The following is a 20,314-nucleotide window of genomic DNA, read 5'->3' as shown; positions in this document are numbered from 1 at the left end:
CTGACATTCACACGCACGGCGTCACGTGTGGGGGGCGACCTAAAACGTGGACGGGGGGCGTTGTGTCTCTGGCCGCGTGGCGGTTGCTGACGGAATGGGAAAAGCACGGGCCGCAGGAGCGGCACTGGAACGGAAACACAAAACAATGGGAACACCCAAAATGACAAAAATAGCGAAGACAGCGGCCACGCGGCGCGAAGTACCAACAATATTCAAAGATGAGGAGAACAAGCTACAAGTCACAGTGACTGATGACGATATGATAAAGAACCTGTTTGGTATGAAAACTCGCGCGGCAGCAAACGGCGTTCTAATAACCGGTTTGGGCAGTTTGGGGGGTCGGGGTGACGCTTACTATGGCATGCTAACAAATATGGCTATCGAGATGGAACCTAAGGACGCGGTAGAAGCTATGCTGATAACCCAAATGACCGCGACAAACGCAGCTTTGTCATATGCATTGCAACAGATGGTCGACTCTCCGCAACTGAAACGTGTCGAAGCCTTTGACCGTATTGCAAATAAACTCGCTCGGACGTTCACAATCCAAGTTGAAGCGCTCAAAAAATATCGGGCCAAAGCGCAACAGATTGTCAGGGTGGAGCGGGTAGACGTTCACGAAGGCGGTCAAGCTATTGTTGGTGATGTGACCCATCAGGCGGGGGGGGGGCAGAATGAAAAGTGACATTAACCCCTTGCACCCGACGCAAAGGCTACAAAATGCCCCGCGTTGCACTGCTAAATCAAAGCGCACTGGCTTGCCCTGTCGCTCCCCGGCAGTGCGCGGCTGGCGAGTATGCAGGATGCACGGTGCGGGCGGTGGACAGAAGGCAGGCTCCACCCATCCTCGACATCAGCACGGAGGCTACAGCCGCGATGCCTTGGAGATGCGCAGGCTTGTTACCGCATTAACCCGAAATGCACGTGGTAACTCTGGGGGTATGGATGGCTAGGATTTACTCTTGAGCCAGCATTAGCGCGCACTACGTTAAAACCTGCCTTTAGTGAATGAAGGTAGCGAACGGCCCTGACCGGACCTTTGTACTGGGGGTTGGGGGGCGAAGGAGTGGAGCCAGCGCTCTTGCCAGTCGTGCCAAGCCCAGCGGCTGCTCTGCTGCAGGCGCGAAATGCTGGGGTCGCCCCGCCCGAAGCTGACGCTCGCGGATTATTCCCTCATGCCACTGAACCGGCCCCGGTGCGTGCGTGTCTCTATCACGAGCACGCCGTTCTCCATACCGGCGCGCCGGATCGGCGCCTTGGTCAGAGCCGTACCTAGGGCATGGCCGGTTTCAGACAGAACGCGGACCCCCTTATCTTCGACCAGAAGAACCATTCCCTCGTCTACCAGCAGGCTGCACTTTGCCGCGCAGTCCTGAAGGCCCACGAGACGATCACCGTCCAGCACGTAGAGCCGAGTGGAGGTCTGGATGTAGAGGTAGTGGGCGGTCTCCAAGATCCGAACCGGCGCCGAGCCGACGTCATAGAGGGCGATTGGTCGGCCGGTCTGGTCGATACGCAGAACGCGACCCTCGTCTGTCCCCAACAATACGGTGTCACCGCTTCCCGAGAAGACCGCTGCTAGAATCCTGTCTGGTCCGCCCCCAGACGCGAATGTGATCGTGTCGGAAAAGCGCAAGAGGTCTTCTGCGCTCCCCTTCCCTTGGAGATCATCTTGACTGGCGCCGGTCAGGGTCTCGTAGGCCGTATTCACTGTCTTCATGCGGTCTTCGCTTCCAGGATTGATGTCCGGGTGAAGTTTCCGAACCATTGCCCTGTACCGCTGACGGATCTCTTGTGGTGTGATCGGCATTCGGAGGTCCATTTCCCCGAGGGCCTGCTCGATGTCCGAGGTCGTCCCAACGTGACGACCTATGCCGTCAGCATTGATGGTATGGCTGTAGGTATTCACGGGTCTCGTGGGCATCCGGATCCCCCAAAGCCTCTTCCCATCCCGATCGATGCACCAAGCCTCATCGACATGGGTATAGAGATAGCGATCGCGTTCGGGATTCAGGGCGATGCAGTTTAGAGCTAGGTGCGCTTCACCCCAGAGCACCGCACCCGCCCCGGCCCCATCAAGGTCAAATCGTTTCTGGTTCGCTGCGACTTCGGGTGTGGCCGAGAGGTCTGTCTCGAAGTCGACCTCGAGTTTTTCGTCGTAGACAGTTAAAATGTTCGCCTTCGATCGCGAGGCGAATCCCTTCCCGACGGGATGAACATCAAGGACATATGGCGGTCTTTTCAGACTGCGGACGGTCGGCTTTCCTTCCGCCTCCGGCGTGAACATGGCTGCTCCCGCAGCACCTCGGCTCTCTTTAGACTTCGCGAGATCATCAAAGGACAGAACACCGTCACGGGTCGTGAAGTGCTTGCGGAAAGAGGGATCCGGCCGGTCAGCCGGAACAATGGCCTCGACCGTAAGATCACGCCAGGTGCCATCCGGATCTGAAAACGTTTCCGAAGTGGCTGGTAGGTTCAAAGTACTTGACCAAGAGGCTGGAGAGGGCGGCAGAGGAACCAGGTCAAGTTTGTTGAGGTCCAACTCACGTGCCCGCACGGCCCGTCGCTCCTTCTGGTGAGAGCACGGCCGCAGTGGCTCGATATAAATAGCCGAAGCATCTTCCTCGCTCATCTCCATTCCGGTCATGTATAGCGCGTATGTCTTGCCGCTCTTCGCTCGCGTGATCTCTCCACCTTTCTCGAGCCAGGAAATCAGGTTGCTAACGTGACGGCCATCCTCTTCTCCGAGTTCCGCCTTCATCTTGTTTTGCAGCACCCCCGGTTTCGAGGTGACAACCTGCCGGACACGCTCGAAGAGCTTAATAGCTTGGAGATGTTTCACCGCGTCCGACCGATACGCCTCGAGATATTCGAATTCATTTACGAGATCTCGGACCTTCTCGAGTCCGTTGCGGTCTCTGGTGATGGCCATCATGGTCCCGCCCTGCCGAAGCGCAGGGATGCTAATCTGCAACCGCTCCTCGTCTCCCCGCGGATCCTTAAGCCAGTTTCGGAGGGGCGCGATGCTTTTGCGGGCCGCATCCGCCGCATCCTCGTATCTCCTGTCCGCAATCGCGCTCTCAAGCGCCTCGAGCAGCTTGAAGTAGTTGTTCCCTGGCATCTCGGCCGACATCTTTTCTAGGCTCTGCTTGGCCTCCCGCTCCATGCCCTCGAAGGGGATATTCTCGGATGAGCGATTTCTGTCACCATCGGGCTGCACCGGCTTTCTCTCAACCGAAAGATACTTCCCCTCACCAGCGGCCTTCTCGCCGCCGAAAAGCCTCTTGAATATACCGAACACCCTTACCTCCGAAATGAACGACCAATTTAGGGATAGGGGCACTTTGCGGATGTTGTGTCAATCTAGGAGACTCTATGTTTAACTAATGCGAACGTCGGGGACGAGTTGCCTGCTGCGACTTCGACGAGCGCCAGCTTCAAGTCGCTGCGCGTCATGAAGCAGCAGCGGCGTTCGATTACTTATCAGATCCAAGGCCGGTATTCGTTTCTTCTGCTTCCTTTATTATGCGTTCAAAGGGCCACGTTGTCGTCATGTACTTTCGATAGAAGAGTAGGCCCCGATCCACGACCATGATTGTGTCGGTTAGATCATCGAACGATAGAACAAGGCCTTTACCCCTGTCATCAACCTGAATTTCCCGAAATTTGCGCAGGATTGTGCGCAGGTTGGACTTCTGAATCCGCGATTGTTTTTCGTTTGTTCTCATGTAGATATCATCAAGCGCCAAGCCATCGATAAGTTCCGCATCGGTCGCGTCAACGATAGTCTGCATCGCGTAGGCATATATCTGCGTAGAGTTTTTTCGCTTCCTGATCCCGTCCGAAACATTCTCAGAAAAAAGTTGGTAAACTGCTTCGATTTGTTCGGCGTACGCCATGCCTGCATCAGCTACAGCATTTGTGTTACTAAAGTCTTTGATGACGGACTGTCGCTCGCGCACGTTAAGTATGTCACAGTATGCTAAGACGAGAGACTGAAGGATGCCCACATTGTTAAAACTGTCACGCGCGAGGCTCTTCTTGATTTTAGGTGAAATTTCTATGTTGAGTGCTTTAGCGCCCTTTGTGATCGAAGCCTCAAGCTCAGGAGCGGACCAATAGACTGAAAACTCACGGATACGGCCCGCCACATCAGAATTCAGGTAGGTGATATAGTTCTTGCGGTGCCAGACCCCGACAATCACGAAATAAACGCCATAGTCCCAAAAAGTCTTCAGTTCATGTGCCAGAAGACGCTGAACATCTGCACTAAGATAGTGAAAGTCTTCGATGATGACACGCCGACCAGAAGCTTTAATTACCTTAGAAAGAAAATCGAAATCTAACTCATCATGTCCAACTGTTTTCTTTATTTCAGTTTGCCCAATTGTGCCCTTGGCCTTCGCCTCACCTTTGGCTTTCGCAAGCCAACTCCAACCAATCTCGCTTGATCCTTTGAAAGACAAAGTTGCTTCCCCGGCGGTACTCTTTTCGACGGTTAATGAGATATCCAGGTTCGATAAGACTTGCGTATAGATTTCTTTATTTGTGAATCCCAGTCGACATGAAATGATGTTGGCGTTTTGGAATATCTTTTGTCGCAACCAACTCTTGCCGCTCTTAGACTCTCCACGGAGCGCAATATGCACGTCACGGCCTGCATACTTCGAGATTTGTTCGTCAAGACCGCCTCTGTCGATGTATGAATAATCGTTCACCTCGGTCCGGATACCGAAAACTTCTTCAAGTTTTACATTCACCTCTTAAAAACTCCTGCTAATTTCACCGGAAAAAAGCACATTAGCTCGTCAGTTTCAATCAACGCGTGCCATCATTAGATAAATAGTCAAGCAGAGTGCCGTCGCAAGACAGCTTAATGAGAAATAAAGGAAACCGCTGGGATGCGAACCTCTCGTAGAGCGTTTCAATGCATGGGCTGCGTCGACCGGTTGAGGCCGCCGCTTAAACAGGCCTTGGGGCAATGTCCAGCGAACGGCCATTCCGCCCATATCGACTCCAGCTCCGCTGCCTATGATGAAGACGTTTGCGTTGGTGTCGTCTTAGTGTGAATGCACATTACTTCGCAAATTTTTTTATCATTTGCCTAAAAGACGTCCGATGTAGAAGACTATCGCGAATCAGTCACACCGCCCTGACAAAGCCAGCCATAAAAATTTTTCTTCAAGCACTTAATCGAGGATGGGGTTCTTTTGGGCAAATCCGGTCGGCCGTCGCTCAACCTGTTTGAGCAAAAGATCTTAGGGGGATATTTGGGGGGATACAAAAACTAAATCTTTTATTTTATGATTACAAATCAACACATTACGCGATTTATGTGGTGCCCAGAAGAGGACTCGAACCTCCACGTCCATACAGACACCAGCACCTGAAGCTGGCGCGTCTACCATTCCGCCATCTGGGCACAGATTACGTGATATTGGCTTTAAGTCTGTCTCGCCGACCTGTCAACGCGATTCCGAAGTGTTTTCCTAAGTACAAATGTCGAATAGGTATTTTTGAACCAAAGAAGCGAGGGGACTGCGCCTATATGCGCCTTGTTTATCAAGGGGCACGCAGGTAAAGGCACAGAATACATCTCATTCGAGGGAACTCAGCCATGTCCAAACTTGTCACTGTTTACGGCGGATCCGGTTTTGTCGGACGCTATATAGCGCGGCGTTTGGCCAAGGATGGTTGGCGTGTGCGGGTTGCGGTTCGTAATCCCAATGAGGCGATGTTTGTGAAGCCTTACGGGGCTGTCGGGCAGGTAGAGCCTGTGTTTTGCAACATTCGTGATGACGAGTCTGTTCGGTCTGTGATGCACGGTTCAGATGCAGTGGTAAACTGCGTGGGTGTGTTGGACGAGATCGGCAAGAATACGTTTGAGGCCGTGCAGGCCGGTGGCGCAGAACGGATCGCTCGGATCGCCGCGTTGATGGGTGTTCGGGCAATGGTGCAGATGTCCGCCATCGGTGCTGACGCCGATAGTGAAAGCGAATATGCACGCACGAAGGCCGCAGGCGAGGCGGGGGTTCTGGCCCATATGCCGAATGCGATGATCCTGCGTCCATCAATTATATTTGGCGATGAAGACGGGTTTTTCAATCGCTTTGCAGGCATGTCGCGGTTTGGTCCGGTGTTGCCGATTGTGGGCGCGGATACGAAATTCCAACCAGTTTATGTCGATGATGTTGCGGCTGCCGCTGTCATGGGTGTGCAAGGCCGCGCGACGGGTGTGTTTGAGCTTGGCGGGCCAAGTGTACACACGATGCGCAAGTTGATGAACGAAATGTTGGCGATCATTCGCCGTCGTCGTTTGGTCCTGAATATCCCGTTTTTTGCCGCAAGGATGATGGCGTTCGGGTTTAAGGTAGGGCGCACTTTGTCGCTGGGTCTGGTGCGTGGTCCTATTACGGCTGATCAGGTGAAAAACCTACGGATAGATAACGTCGTGTCCGACGGTGCGCAGAGCTTTGAGGCGCTGGGCATTACTCCGACTGCGATGGAAGCTGTCTTGCCTGACTACCTGTGGCGGTTCCGCCCAAGTGGGCAGTATGACGCTATCAAGGAAAGCGCCAAGAATTTGAAGACGTAGGAGTTTCTGCGAACCCCCTGAAGCAAAGAAAACGCCAAGAATCTTAGGACCTAGCTCGTAGTCGTGATCGAAGTTCATTCTCGATGAATGTTTTGCTCGACTGCGAAACGCTAGGCGTAAGCAATGCCAAGCAGCACGATGCCTAGAATGACTCGGTAGATCACGTAGGGTGTGAAGCTGACGGATCGCAGCAAGCGCATCATCAAGGACAGCGCGACGAGGGCGGCGAAGAACGCAAGTATGGCGGCAATTGCGCCGTCTTTTGCGGCTTGGGCATCGGCGTCAATTGCGACCTCGGCCCCAAGTAAAACACCGGATGCGATGATGGTTGGGATCGACATCAGCATGGAGAGCTTTGCGCTGTCTTCGCGTTTGTAGCCCAGACGTCGCGCGGCGGTGATGGTGATGCCGGATCGTGATGTACCCGGGATGAGGGCTATAGCCTGCCACAGCCCCATGGCGAGGGCGTGGCGTAGTGTCCACTGGTCTGCCTCGCGTTGGGTTTTGACGGTTTGATCCGCCCAATACAGCACAAGGCCGAATATCAGCATGGTCCAGCCGATGACTGTGATGTTGCGCATCATGTCATCAAGACCCGTTAGTTTTAGGATCACTCCGAATATCACCACTGGAATCGTCGCGATGATGAGGCAGAGCGCCATAAACGCACCTGACGTATCGATTTTGCCGCGCAGAACGCGGGGCAGGCCGATCAAGGCGGCGCTGGTATCTTTCCAGAAGTATATGATCACCGCGAACAATGTGCCGACGTGCACAGCGACGTCGATAACCTGTCCCTGATCAGCCATTCCGGTCAGTTGCGGCAGTAAAATAAGGTGTCCTGACGATGACACGGGCAGGAATTCAGTGATTCCCTGGATGAGCGCAGCAAGCAGGAGGGTTAGGAAGGGCATTGGAACCTCTTATTCGGTGAGGCCTTTCTAATCCAACAGAACCGCAGGGAAAGACCCATTATAGTTCCGGATCGGCCCTATAATGGGCGTAGGTATTGACAATTCACCGCCAGTTGGAGAAAATAAACCATAAATAGGTATCTAGTACTGACTTTGTTTCTGAAATAGACGAAACAAAAGGTTGGTTTGGAATTCGATTGGGAGAATGTCGCGTGGCTGGTCAAAAGATGTTGAAGTTTACGAATGTTGAGCGGGACATGCCGGAGAAGCGTACGCCCAATCTACGTAAAGAAGATTTCGGAGAGATTTACGCGGAGTACGCTACGGCCAAAGCAGCCGAGCAGGCGAGCCGTTGTAGTCAATGCGGCGTGCCGTATTGCCAGACTCATTGCCCGTTGCACAACAACATTCCCGATTGGCTACGCTTGACCGCCGAGGGTCGGTTGGAAGAAGCCTATGAAATGGCGCAGGCGACCAACACGTTCCCCGAGATTTGTGGCCGTATTTGCCCGCAGGATCGCCTTTGTGAAGGCAACTGTGTGATCGAAACGGCGGGTCATGGCACTGTCACCATCGGGTCGGTTGAAAAGTACATTACCGACACGGCGTTCGATAAAGGCTGGGTCAAACCGATCCGCCCGCATACCGAACGCGCCGAGAGTGTTGGCATTATTGGCGCTGGGCCCGGTGGGCTTGCTGCGGCGGATATGCTGCGCCGTCAGGGTGTGCAGGTGACAGTTTATGATCGCTACGACCGCGGCGGCGGTTTGATGATGTACGGCATCCCCGGATTCAAGCTTGAGAAAGACATTGTCATGCAGCGCATGGCGCAGCTGGAAGATGGTGGCGTCGAGTTTGTATTGAACTGTGACGTCGGGGATGACCTGAGCTTTGACGCCATTCGCGGCAAGCACGAGGCCGTGCTGATTGCCACAGGCGTCTATAAAACAAGGGCTTTGCAGGCGCCCGGTGCGGGTGCGGAGGGCATTGTGCGGGCGATTGATTATCTTACTGCCAGCAATCGCAAATCGTTCGGGGATGATGTCGAAGAATTCGACAACGGTGAGCTGAACGCCAAAGGCAAGAAGGTCGTCGTGATCGGTGGTGGCGACACGGCGATGGACTGCGTGCGCACGGCGATCCGTCAGGACGCGGTGTCGGTGAAGTGTTTGTATCGTCGTGATGAAGCCAACATGCCAGGATCGATGCGCGAAGTTCAGAACGCCAAAGAAGAAGGTGTTGAGTTTGTTTGGTTGAGCGCGCCGAAGGGATTCTCTTCCAGTTTGCGCACCTCTGATGCGACGGCGGATCAGGTGGATGGCGTGATGGTGCAAAAAATGCGTCTTGGTGCGCCGGACGCTACGGGCCGTCAGATGCCAGAATTGATTGAAGGCAGCGATTATATCGAAGAGGCCGATCTGGTTGTTCAGGCGCTGGGCTTTGAACCCGAAGACATCCCGACGCTTTGGGGTGTGCCTGAATTGGAAGTGACCCGTTGGGGCACGATCAAGGCGGAATTTACCACAGGGCAAACCAGCCTTGAGGGTGTCTATGCTGCGGGCGACATTGTGCGCGGTGCATCATTGGTGGTTTGGGCCATTAAAGACGGGCGCGACGCGGCTGAGGCCATTCTGGAATACGTCAATCAGGGCGCTGCGTTGGCAGCTGAGTAGGTCGCACAAAGCGTACACAGTCTGTACACAACCTGTACACCAACTGTGTGGCAGCGAGGTGCACGATAAGTCAGCGTGGCTGACGTGGAGGGTTAAGAAATGATGAATACAACATTGGCAGTATTGATTGGGACGACCGTTTTAGGAACATCCCTCATTGGGTTGGCGGCCCCTGTTGCCGCGCAAGAATTTTCGCTGCCGCAAGGATGCGAAGGCTATCTGACGATCCAAAGTTCTAGTTGTTCTGTGTCGCATTATTTCCGCTGCGATGAAGACCAGAACGGCGAGCAGCGCCGAGCTCCGTTGATCCGATGTCGATGACCGAGCTAATGACGAGCGATATCGACACATGGGATTTTACGACGGAAAGCCGTGAGATTGGTGACAGTCAGTACGTTGGTTTTGACCGCCTGACGGGCGAGAGTGTTGTGATCGATGGAGTGACGTTGCTGCGCACGCAATATGAACTGACGGCCTTCGATGCCGAAGGGACCGAAATGTGGAAAAGCGAAGGTGCCGAGTACGTCAGCCGCGAGTGGCGCATGTTTATCGGCGGGTTGAGCAGCTACATCACGTCTGACGATCAGTTCGACAGTGATGACACGCCCGTTGAATTCATAAATCCGGGTGAGCCGGGCTATCTGTCAGTGAACCCGAAATTCGGCTGCGGCGTCGAAATGTCGCTCAATGATCTGCCACACAGCCAGACAATTTTGACCAATTACTAAGATGGTCCCCCCGAATGGGCTGGGACAAGGAGAGATGACATGACCAAGTATGATGACGCATGGGTAGCCGCCGAGCAGGCGAAGCGCGATTTTATGGCCGAGAATGGTCTGTATTCGCATGACGATGAGAAGGCCAGTTGCGGTGTTGGTCTGGTTGTGTCGATTGATGGTCAATCGTCGCGCGCGGTGGTCGAAAATGGCATCGCCGCGCTTAAGGCGATCTGGCATCGCGGTGCTGTTGATGCGGATGGCAAAACCGGTGACGGCGCGGGTATTCACGTGCAAATTCCGGTGGCGTTTTTCTATGATCAAGTGGAACGCACAGGGCATATTCCGCGCAAGAACGAATTGCTCGCAGTGGGGCAGATATTCTTGCCGCGTACGAATTTCGGGGCGCAGGAAACCTGTCGCACGATCGTGGAATCCGAAGTTCTGCGCATGGGGTATTATATCTACGGCTGGCGTCACGTGCCGGTCAACATATCCGTGCTTGGCGACAAGGCGAACGCAACCCGCCCAGAGATCGAACAGATCCTGATTTCCAATTCCAAGGGCGTGGACGAAGAAACGTTCGAGCGAGAGCTGTATGTGATCCGCCGTCGGATCGAAAAAGCCGCTGCCGCTGCGGGTGTTGGTCAATTGTATCTGGCGTCGCTTTCGTGCCGCAGCATCATCTATAAGGGCATGATGCTGGCGCAGGACGTAGCCGAGTTCTACCCCGACCTGATGGATGAGCGGTTCGAGTCTGCATTCGCGATTTATCACCAGCGGTATTCAACCAATACGTTCCCGCAGTGGTGGCTTGCGCAGCCGTTCCGCATGTTGGCCCACAACGGTGAGATCAACACGCTGAAGGGCAATCTCAACTGGATGAAGTCCCACGAGATCCGCATGGCGTCGGGCACGTTTGGTGACATGGCCGAAGATATTAAGCCGATTGTCGCAAGCGGGTCGTCGGATTCCGCCGCACTTGATGCGGTGTTTGAAGTTCTGGTGCGCGCTGGGCGGTCTGCGCCGATGGCAAAGACGATGCTGGTGCCAGAAAGCTGGTCCAAACAGGCGACTGAATTGCCGCAAGCTTGGCGTGATATGTATTCGTATTGTAATTCAGTGATGGAACCATGGGACGGCCCTGCGGCGCTTGCGATGACCGATGGTCGTTGGGTTTGCGCCGGTCTGGATCGCAACGGACTTCGACCGATGCGCTATGTCGTGACGGGGGATCGCTTGCTGATTGCCGGGTCCGAGGCCGGAATGGTGCCGATTGATGAGGCAAATGTCGTCGAGAAAGGCGCGCTTGGCCCAGGTCAAATGATCGGTGTTCATATGGGTAAAGGCGAACTTTATCACGACGAGGAATTAAAGAACAAAATGTCGGCCGCGCTCCCGTTCGGGGAATGGGTTGGTAAAATCAATGAACTGGACAATGATCTTGCTGCGGTCACAGAGGCGCCGATCTATTCCGGTGGTGAGTTGCGCAAGCGCCAGATTGCGGCTGGCTACACGATTGAGGAGCTGGAAAATATTCTGGCACCGATGGCCGAGGACGGCAAAGAAGCGCTGGCATCGATGGGCGATGACACGCCGTCTGCGGTCTTGAGCGAAAAGTACCGCCCGCTGAGCCACTTCTTTCGCCAAAACTTTAGCCAAGTCACCAACCCGCCAATCGACTCCTTGCGCGAATTCCGCGTGATGAGCCTGAAGACGCGTTTTGGGAACCTAAAGAACGTGCTGGATGAGGACAGCAGCCAGACGGAGATTTTGGTTCTGGATTCACCGTTTGTCGGCAACGCCCAGTGGGATGTGCTGCAAACCTTGTTCAATGCGACCTGCGTCGAGATTGATTGTACTTTTCCTGCTGGTTCCGAAGCGGGCGATCTGAGCAAAGGCCTAGAGCGTATCCGCGCCGAGGCTGAGGACGCTGTGCGATCGGGTGCGGGGCATTTGACCCTAACAGATCAACATCAAGGTGAGGGCCGCGTGCCTATGCCGATGATTTTGGCGACCTCGGCGGTTCATTCTTGGCTGACTCGGAAAGGATTGCGGACGTTTACATCGCTCAATGTGCGGTCTGCGGAATGTATCGATCCGCATTATTTTGCCGTTCTGATTGGCTGTGGCGCGACGGTTGTGAACGCCTATCTGGCCGAAGATTCGCTGGATGACCGGATCGAACGCGGTTTGCTGGATTGCACCCTGACCGAGGCCGTCATGCGCTATCGGACGGCGATTGATCAGGGTCTGTTGAAGATCATGGCGAAGATGGGGATTTCAGTGATTTCTTCGTATCGGGGTGGTTTGAACTTTGAGGCTGTCGGGTTGTCGCGCGCAATGGCTGCCGAATATTTCCCCGGCATGCAGAGCCGGATTTCGGGAATCGGTGTGACGGGCATTCAACGCAAAGCGGAGCAGGTGCATAAATCCGGTTGGCTTGGTGGCGTCGATGTGTTGCCGATTGGTGGCTTCTACAAGGCGCGGCGTTCCGGTGAAAAGCATGCGTGGGAAGCGGGAACGATGCATCTGTTGCAGCAGGCCTGCAATCGCGCGTCCTATGAGCTCTGGAAGCAATATTCGACGGCGATGCAATCCAACCCGCCGATCCATTTGCGTGATTTGTTGGCCGTAAAGCCGATGGGTAAGAAAGTTCCGATTGAGGAAGTTGAAAGCATCACATCGATCCGCAAGCGGTTCGTGACACCTGGTATGTCGCTGGGTGCGTTGTCGCCAGAGGCGCATAAAACGCTGAGCGTGGCGATGAACCGGATCGGCGCGAAATCGGATTCTGGCGAGGGCGGCGAAGATCCGGCGCACTTTGTGCCTGAAGCCAATGGCGATAACCCAAGCGCAAAGATCAAGCAGGTCGCGTCGGGTCGGTTTGGTGTCACGGCGGAATACCTGAACCAATGCGAGGAGCTTGAGATTAAGGTCGCGCAGGGGGCAAAGCCTGGTGAAGGCGGTCAGTTGCCCGGCATGAAAGTGACGGAGCTGATTGCGCGTTTGCGCCATTCGACGCCCGGTGTGACGCTAATTTCACCGCCGCCGCACCACGACATCTATTCCATCGAAGATTTGGCGCAGCTGATCTACGATCTTAAGCAGATCAACCCGCGTGCAAAGGTGACGGTCAAACTGGTGGCATCCAGCGGCGTCGGCACGATTGCGGCTGGCGTGGCTAAAGCCAAGGCCGATGTGATCCTGATTTCCGGCCATAATGGTGGGACCGGTGCGTCGCCTGCGTCGTCGATTAAATACGCTGGTTTGCCATGGGAAATGGGCCTGACGGAGGCGCATCAGGTTCTCGCGATGAACAACCTGCGTGAACGCGTGACGCTGCGCACAGACGGTGGTTTGCGCACAGGGCGCGACATTGTCATGGCTGCGATGTTGGGTGCGGAAGAATATGGCATCGGCACCGCTGCATTGATCGCCATGGGCTGTATTATGGTGCGTCAGTGCCAGTCAAATACCTGCCCCGTCGGTGTGTGTACGCAGGACGACGCGTTGCGCGATAAGTTTACGGGCAATGCGGACAAGGTCGTGAACCTGATCACATTCTACGCCACCGAAGTGCGCGAAATTCTTGCTGAGATTGGCGCGCGATCGATGGATGAGATTATCGGACGTGCGGATTTGCTGGCGCAAGTGTCGCGCGGATCAGCGCATCTGGATGATCTTGATCTCAACCCGCTGTTGATTACCGTCGATGGTGCGAAAGAGATTGTTTATGACCGCAACAAGCCGCGCAATCCGGTGCCTGATACGCTGGACGCGCAGATCGTCAAGGACGCAGCACGCTTCCTTGAGGACGGTGAGAAGATGCAGCTAGAATATGCAGTGCAGAACACGTTGCGATCTATTGGGACGCGGATATCGAGCCACATTGTCAAGAATTTCGGTATGCGCAACAACCTCCAGCCAAACCATCTGACGGTGAAGTTAAAGGGGTCGGCTGGGCAGTCATTGGGGGCATTCGCAGCGCCCGGATTGAAGTTGGAGGTGTCCGGTGATGCCAACGATTACGTTGGTAAGGGCCTAAGTGGCGGTACGATTGTTGTGCGGCCACCGATGAATTCACCGCTGATCGCGAGTGAAAATACAATCATCGGCAACACGGTCCTGTATGGCGCGACAGAAGGTTATCTGTTCGCCGCCGGTCGGGCTGGAGAGCGGTTCGCCGTTCGAAATTCTGGCGCGAAAGCTGTGATTGAGGGCTGCGGTTCAAACGGGTGTGAATACACCACGGGTGGTGTCGCAGTGATACTAGGCTCGATTGGTGCGAACTTTGGTGCGGGTATGACAGGTGGGATGGCGTATTTGTACGATCCAGAACGCCAGACCGCGCCGCTGATCAATATGGAAACGCTGGTGACGTGTGGTGTGACTGTGGACCATTGGGAACATCAGCTTAAAGGTTTGATAGTGCGTCACCTTGCAGAAACGGGGAGTCGTAAGGCCGCCGATATCTTGCAGCATTGGGAGCTTGAGCGCGGACATTTTGTGCAGGTTTGCCCCAAGGAGATGTTGGTGCATCTGGCGGCGCCATTGACCCACGAACAGGCAGCAATTCCGGCTGAATGAGCTAGATAAATAAGGCAATCGCCGCCACAGTTGCGGCGGCGATTGTTTTATTGTTTCCAGATTGCGTGAAGCTGTCACCATATTTGAAACAATTATAACCTATTGAAATTTAAATATTTTTATTATTGCGAGGCATTTTGGCTGCGTGCGATGCTTCGTTGTTATACCTTGGGCAAGCCTTAATTTTTCGTAACTCCCAAGCACCCCAGCCGATAACGGGTTTTTGTCAGTTTTGATGTGAGTCTCCTTGGCCATTAGGCGCATGAATTTTCTGTTGTGGTCTGAATTTCGCGGCGCTGTGACGATTTCTCTGAATCATTGGTGGAATGGACCAAGTTACTGCTCTTGAACAACTCCTCGCCACGGCTCTGCGCAGGATCGCCGAGTTGGAAGCCGCGTTGGCGAGCATGGCGCAAGAGAATGCGGATCTGCGGCGTCAGTTGGTTAAGAACAGCAGTAATAGCAGCAAGCCGCCTTCGAGTGATGGGTTGAAGAAGCCGGTACCGCGTAGCCTGCGTGGTAAGTCCGGTAAGAAAAGTGGTGGTTAAGTTGGCCACCGAGGCGACACCCTACGTCAGACAGCAACGCTGAGAACGGCAGTGCAAAAGTGAGCCACGGAAGTGGCAGGATTATCTTGCTGCAGGCAAAGTAAAACTTTGCCACTTTAGTCTTTTCTGTTTTCAGGGAGGGCGGGGGTATTTTCAGCGTGGAACTTTACAGAAAGGTCCGCCTCGCACGTCGAGGTGGCATGAGCGAACGAGCAGCAGCCGTTCATTTTGGGATATCGCGCGCGAGCGTGAAGAAGATGATGAGCTTTTCGGTTCCGCCCGGATATCAACGAACTGCGAAGATCAAGCGGCCCAAGCTTGATGGCTTTACCGGCTTCATTGATCAATGGCTGCAAGACGATCTCAGCCGGAACCGTAAGCAACGTCACACGGCCAAGCGCATTTTTGAACGTCTGCGGGACGAGCATCAATTTCGAGGCGGGCAAACCACGGTCAAGAACTATGTCCGGGAACATGGCCGCCACCATCGAGAGATGTTTGTCCCACTGGCACATGCGCCTGGCCACGCTCAGGCGGATTTTGGCGAAGCGATGGTCGTGATCGGCGGTGTGGAGCAGAAGGCACATTTCTTTGCACTGGATCTGCCCTACAGCGACGCATGCTTTGTGCGTGCTTATCCTGCAGCGGTCTCCGAGGCCTGGGTTGATGGCCATGTCCATGCCTTTGCCTTCTTCGGGCGGGTGCCGCAGTCGGTTCTCTACGACAACGACCGGTGCCTTGTTGCGAAGATCCTGCCAGACGGTTCACGCAAGCGGACCAAACTGTTCAGCGGGTTTCTGTCGCATTACTTCATCCAGGATCGTTATGGTCGCCCGGGCAAGGGCAACGATAAAGGCGCCGTTGAGGGTCTGGTCGGATATGCCCGGCGCAACTTCATGGTGCCCATCCCTCATTTTGCCACGTGGGAGGCATTCAATCTTTGGCTGGAAGAGCAATGCCGCAAGCGCCAGAACGATGTCTTGCGCGGGCATAGCGACAGCATCGGGCAACGCTTGGCCCGCGATCTTGAGGCCATGATGGATCTGCCAGCATCTCCGTTCGATGCCTGTGATCAGGCCAGCGGCCAAGTGAACTCGCAAGCATTGGTGCGCTATAAAACCAACGATTATTCCGTTCCGGTTGCCTATAGCCATCGTGACGTCTGGCTACGCGGCTATGTCGATCAGGTTGTGATTGGCTGTGGTGGCGACGTCATTTCCCGCCACCCAAGGTGCTGGGACCGCGAAGACATGGTCTTTGACCCGATCCACTACTTGCCCCTGCTGGAGCAGAAGGCGGGCGCATTGGATCAAGCCGCCCCTTTGGCGGGCTGGGACTTGCCGGACGAATTTGCGACCCTGCGCCGCTTGATGGAAGCCCGAATGATCAAGGCGGGGCGGCGTGAGTATGTACAGGTCTTGCGGCTGCTGGAGACCTTCGAGATGGGGGACCTGCACATCGCCATCAAAAACGCGCTGCGCATGGGCGCAATTGGCTTTGATGCCGTCAAACATCTTGTGCTTTGCCAAGTCGAGCAGCGGCCACCCAAGCTGGATCTGGATGTCTATCCCTATCTGCCCAAGGCCAATGTCGGCACAACATCTGCAGCCAGTTACATGTCCTTGATGCGGGGGCAATCAGCATGACTGAAGCTCCCCAAATCCTTCTGGACCACCGCCTCAAATCGCTGCGGCTGCCGACCGTTCTGCGGGAATACAGCAAACTGGCCAAGCAAGCCGCAGCCGAGGGACTGGACCATGTGCAATTCCTTGCACGTCTAATCGAACTGGAGATGATTGACCGGGAACGCAGGATGATCGAGCGCAGGATCAAAGCCGCAAAGTTCCCAGCCGTTAAAAGTCTGGACAGCTTCGATTTCAAGGCGATCCCCGCCCTGAACAAGATGCAGGTGCTGGAGTTGGCGCGTTGCGAATGGATCGAACGGCGTGAGAATGTCATCTCGCTTGGCCCCTCGGGCACCGGCAAGACCCATGTCGCCTTGGGCCTTGGCCTATCAGCATGCCAGAAAGGCATGTCCGTTGGATTTGTCACCGCCGCCGCACTCGTCCATGAGCTGATGGAGGCCAGAGACGAACGCAGACTGCTACGGCTTCAAAAGCAGATGGTGGGTTACAAGCTGCTGATCATCGACGAGTTGGGCTTTGTGCCACTGAGCAAAACCGGCGCTGAGCTGCTGTTTGAATTGATCTCCCAACGCTACGAGCGCAGATCCACGCTAATCACAAGCAACCTGCCATTCGACGAATGGACAGAAACATTTGGGTCAGAACGCCTGACAGGCGCACTCCTCGACCGCCTGACCCACCACGTCAACATCCTAGAGATGAATGGCGAAAGCTACCGCCTTGGTCAGAGTAAGGCGCGTCAGGCAACGCCCAAAACCTGAACCTCAATCAGCATAGATTGGCCCTGACGGGCCAAAGCATCCGGGCAAACGCCAGCTATATGACAAGCGCAGCTGCCCGGATGCTGGCGCTCGTCTATACGCTGATTGTCCCAACCCCAAAGTGGCAACATTTTGCGCTGACCTTTGGCTCACTTTTACTCTGCCGTTGACAATGGAGCATCCTACATCGAATGGTTTGCCGAAGAAGCCAAGCGCATCTACGGAGACGTGATTCCGGGGCACCAGCCTGATAAGCGGATCGTCGTTATCAAGCAGCCAGTTGGCGTAGTCGGATCCATCACACCATGGAATTTTCCCAATGCGATGATTGCACGCAAGGTGGCACCTGCCTTGGCAGTAGGTTGTACATTTGTAGCGCGTCCGGCAGAGTTGACGCCTTTGTCAGCTCTTGCGATGGCCCTTTTAGGCGAACGTGCAGGAATACCTGGCGGCGTTTTCAGCGTCATCCCAAGCAGTAACTCTTCTGCAGTCGGCAAGGAGCTCTGCGCAAACACCAAAGTAGCTAAGATCACATTCACTGGATCAACCCGAGTGGGTAAGATCCTGATGGAGCAAGCGGCGTCAACTGTCAAAAAAGTCTCAATGGAACTGGGTGGAAATGCGCCATTCATTGTCTTCAATGATGCTAATGTTGACGCAGCTGTTGAGGGGGCTTTGGAGCTATGCTTGAATTTGGGTGACGCGCATCATTAGGCGGCGTGGTTTTCGGTGTCACCGGTCACTTCGACACCGTCGTTGAATTTGATGCCATCGATGACTTTTGGCAACTGGTTTCTACCCTTGAGCCTCAACCATTTCTTTGATGCGGCCTGAATGAGGGTAAAAACCATCAGCTTTGCAGTTTTTTGCGACAGTGCGCCTTTGGTACGAACCGTTCTGTGTCGGACGGTGGCAAACACGCTTTCTATAGGGTTTGAAGTGCGTAGATGGCCCCAATGTTCCGCCGGAAAATCAAAGAATGCGAGCATCGCGTCTTGATCCTTGATTAGACATGCAACGCCCTTTGGATATTTGACCTCATATTTCTCAGAGAACACTGCCAGCGCCGCTTCTGCTTCTTTGCGCGTCCCTGCGTGCTGGATGTTATCCAGATCTGACTTCACAGCCGGTGCCATCTGCTTGGGAAAACAATTCAGAACATTCTTCACCTTATGCACCCAACACCGTTGGTGTTTTGTGCCTAGAAATGCCCTGTCCAGCGCGTTCCAAAACCCCATGGCCCCGTCACCAACCGCAATTTCCGGTGCGACGGACAACCCACGACTTTTTATGTCGGTCAGTAACTCATGCCAACTCTGTGCGCTCTCCCGCAGACCGACCTGAAAGCCGATCAATTCTTTCTTGCCCTCCGGTGTTGCACCGATGATCACCAGCATGCATTCGGCATTTTCTTCCATCCGGGCCTGAAGATAGACGCCATCGGCCCAGATGTAGACATAGTGACGAGCAGAGAGATCACGCCGGGTCCAGGTGTCATATTGTGCCTGCCATCCAGCCGTCAGTCGCGAAATGACGCTTGGCGAAAGGTTCGGCGCGTCGGTGCCCATAATGGCTGACAGCGCTTCTTGAAAATCACCCGTTGAAATGCCTTTCAGATAAAGCACCGGCAACAAGGCATCTAAGCTTACCGAGCGGCGCGCCCATTTCGGCAGTATGTTCGATGTAAAGCGGATTTTTTTGGACGGATCAGGTGTTGCCAGCCGGTCGCGCACCTTGGGCCGCTGGACATCCAGAGAACCAATGCCGGTCTGGATCTGCCGTTCAGGGCCAAATCCATGCCGCACAATCCGCTGGCGGCCATCCTCCAGCTGTTCATCTGCAAAGCTGGCGACAAATGCATCAGCTTCGGCTTTCAGCGCTTCCGCCAACATCCGGCGGGCACCCTCCCGTGCAAGCTCTGTCAACGGATCTACGATCGTTTCCGATTGGTGGAACGGCAGGATCTGTGTATCGTTCTTCATAGGCGTATTGCTCCTTGTGAGGTTCTGGCCGGCTTTGACACCTGCCACAATACGCCGCCTTTCAAATCACGCCATCACCCAAATTCCACCATAACTCGGGCTTTGATTGCGAAGTTCCGCAACGCTGGTCAAACATGTGTTTGTGCCAACAGACTCTACGTGCAGTCTGGTGTCTACGAAGAATTCTCCAAAAAACTTGCGGATCGGGTCTCGGCTGTCAATATCGGGGATGGCTTTGTTGATGGCGTGACAGTTGGTCCTCTCATCAATGAGGCGGCCTTGCAGAAAGTAGAAACTCATCTGTCTGATGCGGTAGCAAAAGGGGCAACCCCGATTACAGGTGGCCAACGCCACGCGTTGGGTGGCACCTTCTTTGAGCCGACTGTCGTGACCGGCATGACCAAAGAGATGCTTGTGTCTCATGAGGAAACGTTTGGTCCGATTGCCCCACTCTTCGAGTTTGAAACAGAAGATGAAGCCGTCGCACTTGCGAATGATACAGAGTTTGGTCTCGCAGGTTATTTCTACTCAAATGACATTAGACGCGTCTGGCGCGTCGCCGAACGTTTGGAAACTGGCATGGTTGGTATCAACACAGGCCTTATCTCAACCGAGGTAGCTCCGTTTGGTGGAGTCAAACAGTCTGGCCAAGGGCGTGAAGGCTCCAAGTACGGCGCTGATGACTACCTTGAGCTCAAATACATGTGCTTCGGCGAGATCAAATAGCGATCTTTCGCGAACTTTATTCCTCGGTTTCATTTTGGGCATGCGCGTCTTGCGCAGAGCCCTCAGAATTCTCAAGTGCAAGACGCGCTTCTGCTGGTGTTTGGTTTCCCAGCGATGAGTGCGGTCTGACGTTGTTGTATGCAGTGGGACCACTTATTCGAAC

The 20,314-nt window shown here is 54.5% G+C and carries 12 protein-coding genes, 1 tRNA gene and 3 pseudogenes; 10 read left to right on the top strand and 6 right to left on the bottom strand.

The genetic code is table 11. The features are described 5' to 3' along the window. Nucleotides 1–145: 145 nt before the first annotated feature. Nucleotides 146–685, top strand: coding sequence for a hypothetical protein (locus OA238_RS29360; RefSeq protein ID WP_144055974.1), 540 nt, complete (start codon nt 146–148; stop codon nt 683–685). 480 nt (nt 686–1,165) lie between these two features. On the opposite strand, the gene OA238_RS24080 is transcribed toward OA238_RS29360, so the two are convergent. The 3 genes from OA238_RS24080 to OA238_RS24070 all read right to left on the bottom strand — a co-directional run bounded on the left by OA238_RS24080 (nt 1,166) and on the right by OA238_RS24070 (nt 5,422). Next, the gene (locus OA238_RS24080) at nt 1,166–3,301 is read right to left on the bottom strand and encodes a J domain-containing protein (protein WP_015497213.1); all 2,136 of its coding nucleotides are present in this window, start codon (nt 3,299–3,301) and stop codon (nt 1,166–1,168) included. A gap of 175 nt (nt 3,302–3,476) precedes the next feature. Further along, on the bottom strand, nt 3,477–4,760 hold the full coding sequence (locus OA238_RS24075; RefSeq protein ID WP_015497212.1) for a hypothetical protein: 1,284 nt from the start codon (nt 4,758–4,760) through the stop codon (nt 3,477–3,479). Nucleotides 4,761–5,336: 576 nt separating this feature from the next. Further along, nucleotides 5,337–5,422 (bottom strand) — tRNA-Leu (locus tag OA238_RS24070). A 195-nt stretch (nt 5,423–5,617) separates the two neighbouring features. Here OA238_RS24070 and OA238_RS24065 point away from each other — a divergent pair. Beyond that, the gene (locus OA238_RS24065) at nt 5,618–6,595 is read left to right on the top strand and encodes a complex I NDUFA9 subunit family protein (RefSeq protein WP_015497211.1); all 978 of its coding nucleotides are present in this window, start codon (nt 5,618–5,620) and stop codon (nt 6,593–6,595) included. Nucleotides 6,596–6,705: 110 nt separating this feature from the next. On the opposite strand, the gene OA238_RS24060 is transcribed toward OA238_RS24065, so the two are convergent. After that, complete coding sequence (locus OA238_RS24060) at nt 6,706–7,509, bottom strand: undecaprenyl-diphosphate phosphatase (protein WP_015497210.1); 804 nt, start codon at nt 7,507–7,509, stop codon at nt 6,706–6,708. Between the two features lie 212 nt (nt 7,510–7,721). On the opposite strand from OA238_RS24060, the gene OA238_RS24055 reads away from it, so the two are divergent. The 7 genes and pseudogenes from OA238_RS24055 to OA238_RS24025 form a co-directional block, all read left to right on the top strand. Further along, on the top strand, nt 7,722–9,182 hold the full coding sequence (locus tag OA238_RS24055; protein ID WP_015497209.1) for an NAD(P)-dependent oxidoreductase: 1,461 nt from the start codon (nt 7,722–7,724) through the stop codon (nt 9,180–9,182). Between the two features lie 329 nt (nt 9,183–9,511). Continuing rightward, complete coding sequence (locus OA238_RS34225) at nt 9,512–9,910, top strand: hypothetical protein (RefSeq protein WP_051076579.1); 399 nt, start codon at nt 9,512–9,514, stop codon at nt 9,908–9,910. Between the two features lie 39 nt (nt 9,911–9,949). After that, complete coding sequence (gene gltB / locus OA238_RS24045) at nt 9,950–14,488, top strand: glutamate synthase large subunit (RefSeq protein ID WP_015497207.1); 4,539 nt, start codon at nt 9,950–9,952, stop codon at nt 14,486–14,488. 326 nt (nt 14,489–14,814) lie between these two features. Further along, nucleotides 14,815–15,036, top strand: coding sequence for a DUF6444 domain-containing protein (locus OA238_RS24040; protein ID WP_044037518.1), 222 nt, complete (start codon nt 14,815–14,817; stop codon nt 15,034–15,036). A gap of 158 nt (nt 15,037–15,194) precedes the next feature. Next, entirely contained in the window at nt 15,195–16,682 is a 1,488-nt protein-coding gene (istA, locus tag OA238_RS24035) for an IS21 family transposase (protein ID WP_044036328.1), read from the top strand. Next, a complete protein-coding gene (gene istB / locus OA238_RS24030) occupies nt 16,679–17,443 on the top strand; it encodes an IS21-like element helper ATPase IstB (protein ID WP_015497206.1) in 765 nt (254 codons plus the stop codon). The genes istA and istB overlap by 4 nt, the downstream gene beginning before the upstream one ends. Before the next feature lie 144 nt (nt 17,444–17,587). Next, nucleotides 17,588–18,121, top strand: a pseudogene (locus OA238_RS24025) (aldehyde dehydrogenase family protein); the annotation flags it as partial. Nucleotides 18,122–18,153: 32 nt separating this feature from the next. Here OA238_RS24025 and OA238_RS24020 read toward each other — a convergent pair. Continuing rightward, a complete protein-coding gene (locus tag OA238_RS24020) occupies nt 18,154–19,425 on the bottom strand; it encodes an IS256 family transposase (protein ID WP_015497205.1) in 1,272 nt (423 codons plus the stop codon). Between the two features lie 96 nt (nt 19,426–19,521). On the opposite strand from OA238_RS24020, the pseudogene OA238_RS24015 reads away from it, so the two are divergent. Next, nucleotides 19,522–20,151, top strand: a pseudogene (locus tag OA238_RS24015) (aldehyde dehydrogenase family protein); the annotation flags it as partial. Nucleotides 20,152–20,167: 16 nt separating this feature from the next. On the opposite strand, the pseudogene OA238_RS32150 reads toward OA238_RS24015, so the two are convergent. Further along, a pseudogene (locus tag OA238_RS32150) lies at nt 20,168–20,290 on the bottom strand (IS3 family transposase); the annotation flags it as partial. Nucleotides 20,291–20,314: the final 24 nt, after the last annotated feature.

The organism is Octadecabacter arcticus 238, from assembly GCF_000155735.2.
Lineage (GTDB): Bacteria > Pseudomonadota > Alphaproteobacteria > Rhodobacterales > Rhodobacteraceae > Octadecabacter > Octadecabacter arcticus.
The sequence above is the reverse complement of the archived record's forward strand: the minus strand, read 5'-3'. Positions and strand labels throughout refer to the sequence as shown.

Bases quoted from the DNA above. Each gene is read 5' to 3' on its own strand.
- OA238_RS29360 (WP_144055974.1), top strand. From the start codon at position 146: ATGGGAACACCCAAAATGACAAAAATAGCGAAGACAGCGGCCACGCGG.
- OA238_RS24065 (WP_015497211.1), top strand. From the start codon at position 5,618: ATGTCCAAACTTGTCACTGTTTACGGCGGATCCGGTTTTGTCGGACGC.
- OA238_RS24060 (WP_015497210.1), bottom strand. From the start codon at position 7,509: ATGCCCTTCCTAACCCTCCTGCTTGCTGCGCTCATCCAGGGAATCACT.
- OA238_RS34225 (WP_051076579.1), top strand. From the start codon at position 9,512: ATGACGAGCGATATCGACACATGGGATTTTACGACGGAAAGCCGTGAG.
- gltB (WP_015497207.1), top strand. From the start codon at position 9,950: ATGACCAAGTATGATGACGCATGGGTAGCCGCCGAGCAGGCGAAGCGC.
- OA238_RS24040 (WP_044037518.1), top strand. From the start codon at position 14,815: ATGGACCAAGTTACTGCTCTTGAACAACTCCTCGCCACGGCTCTGCGC.
- istB (WP_015497206.1), top strand. From the start codon at position 16,679: ATGACTGAAGCTCCCCAAATCCTTCTGGACCACCGCCTCAAATCGCTG.
- OA238_RS24020 (WP_015497205.1), bottom strand. From the start codon at position 19,425: ATGAAGAACGATACACAGATCCTGCCGTTCCACCAATCGGAAACGATC.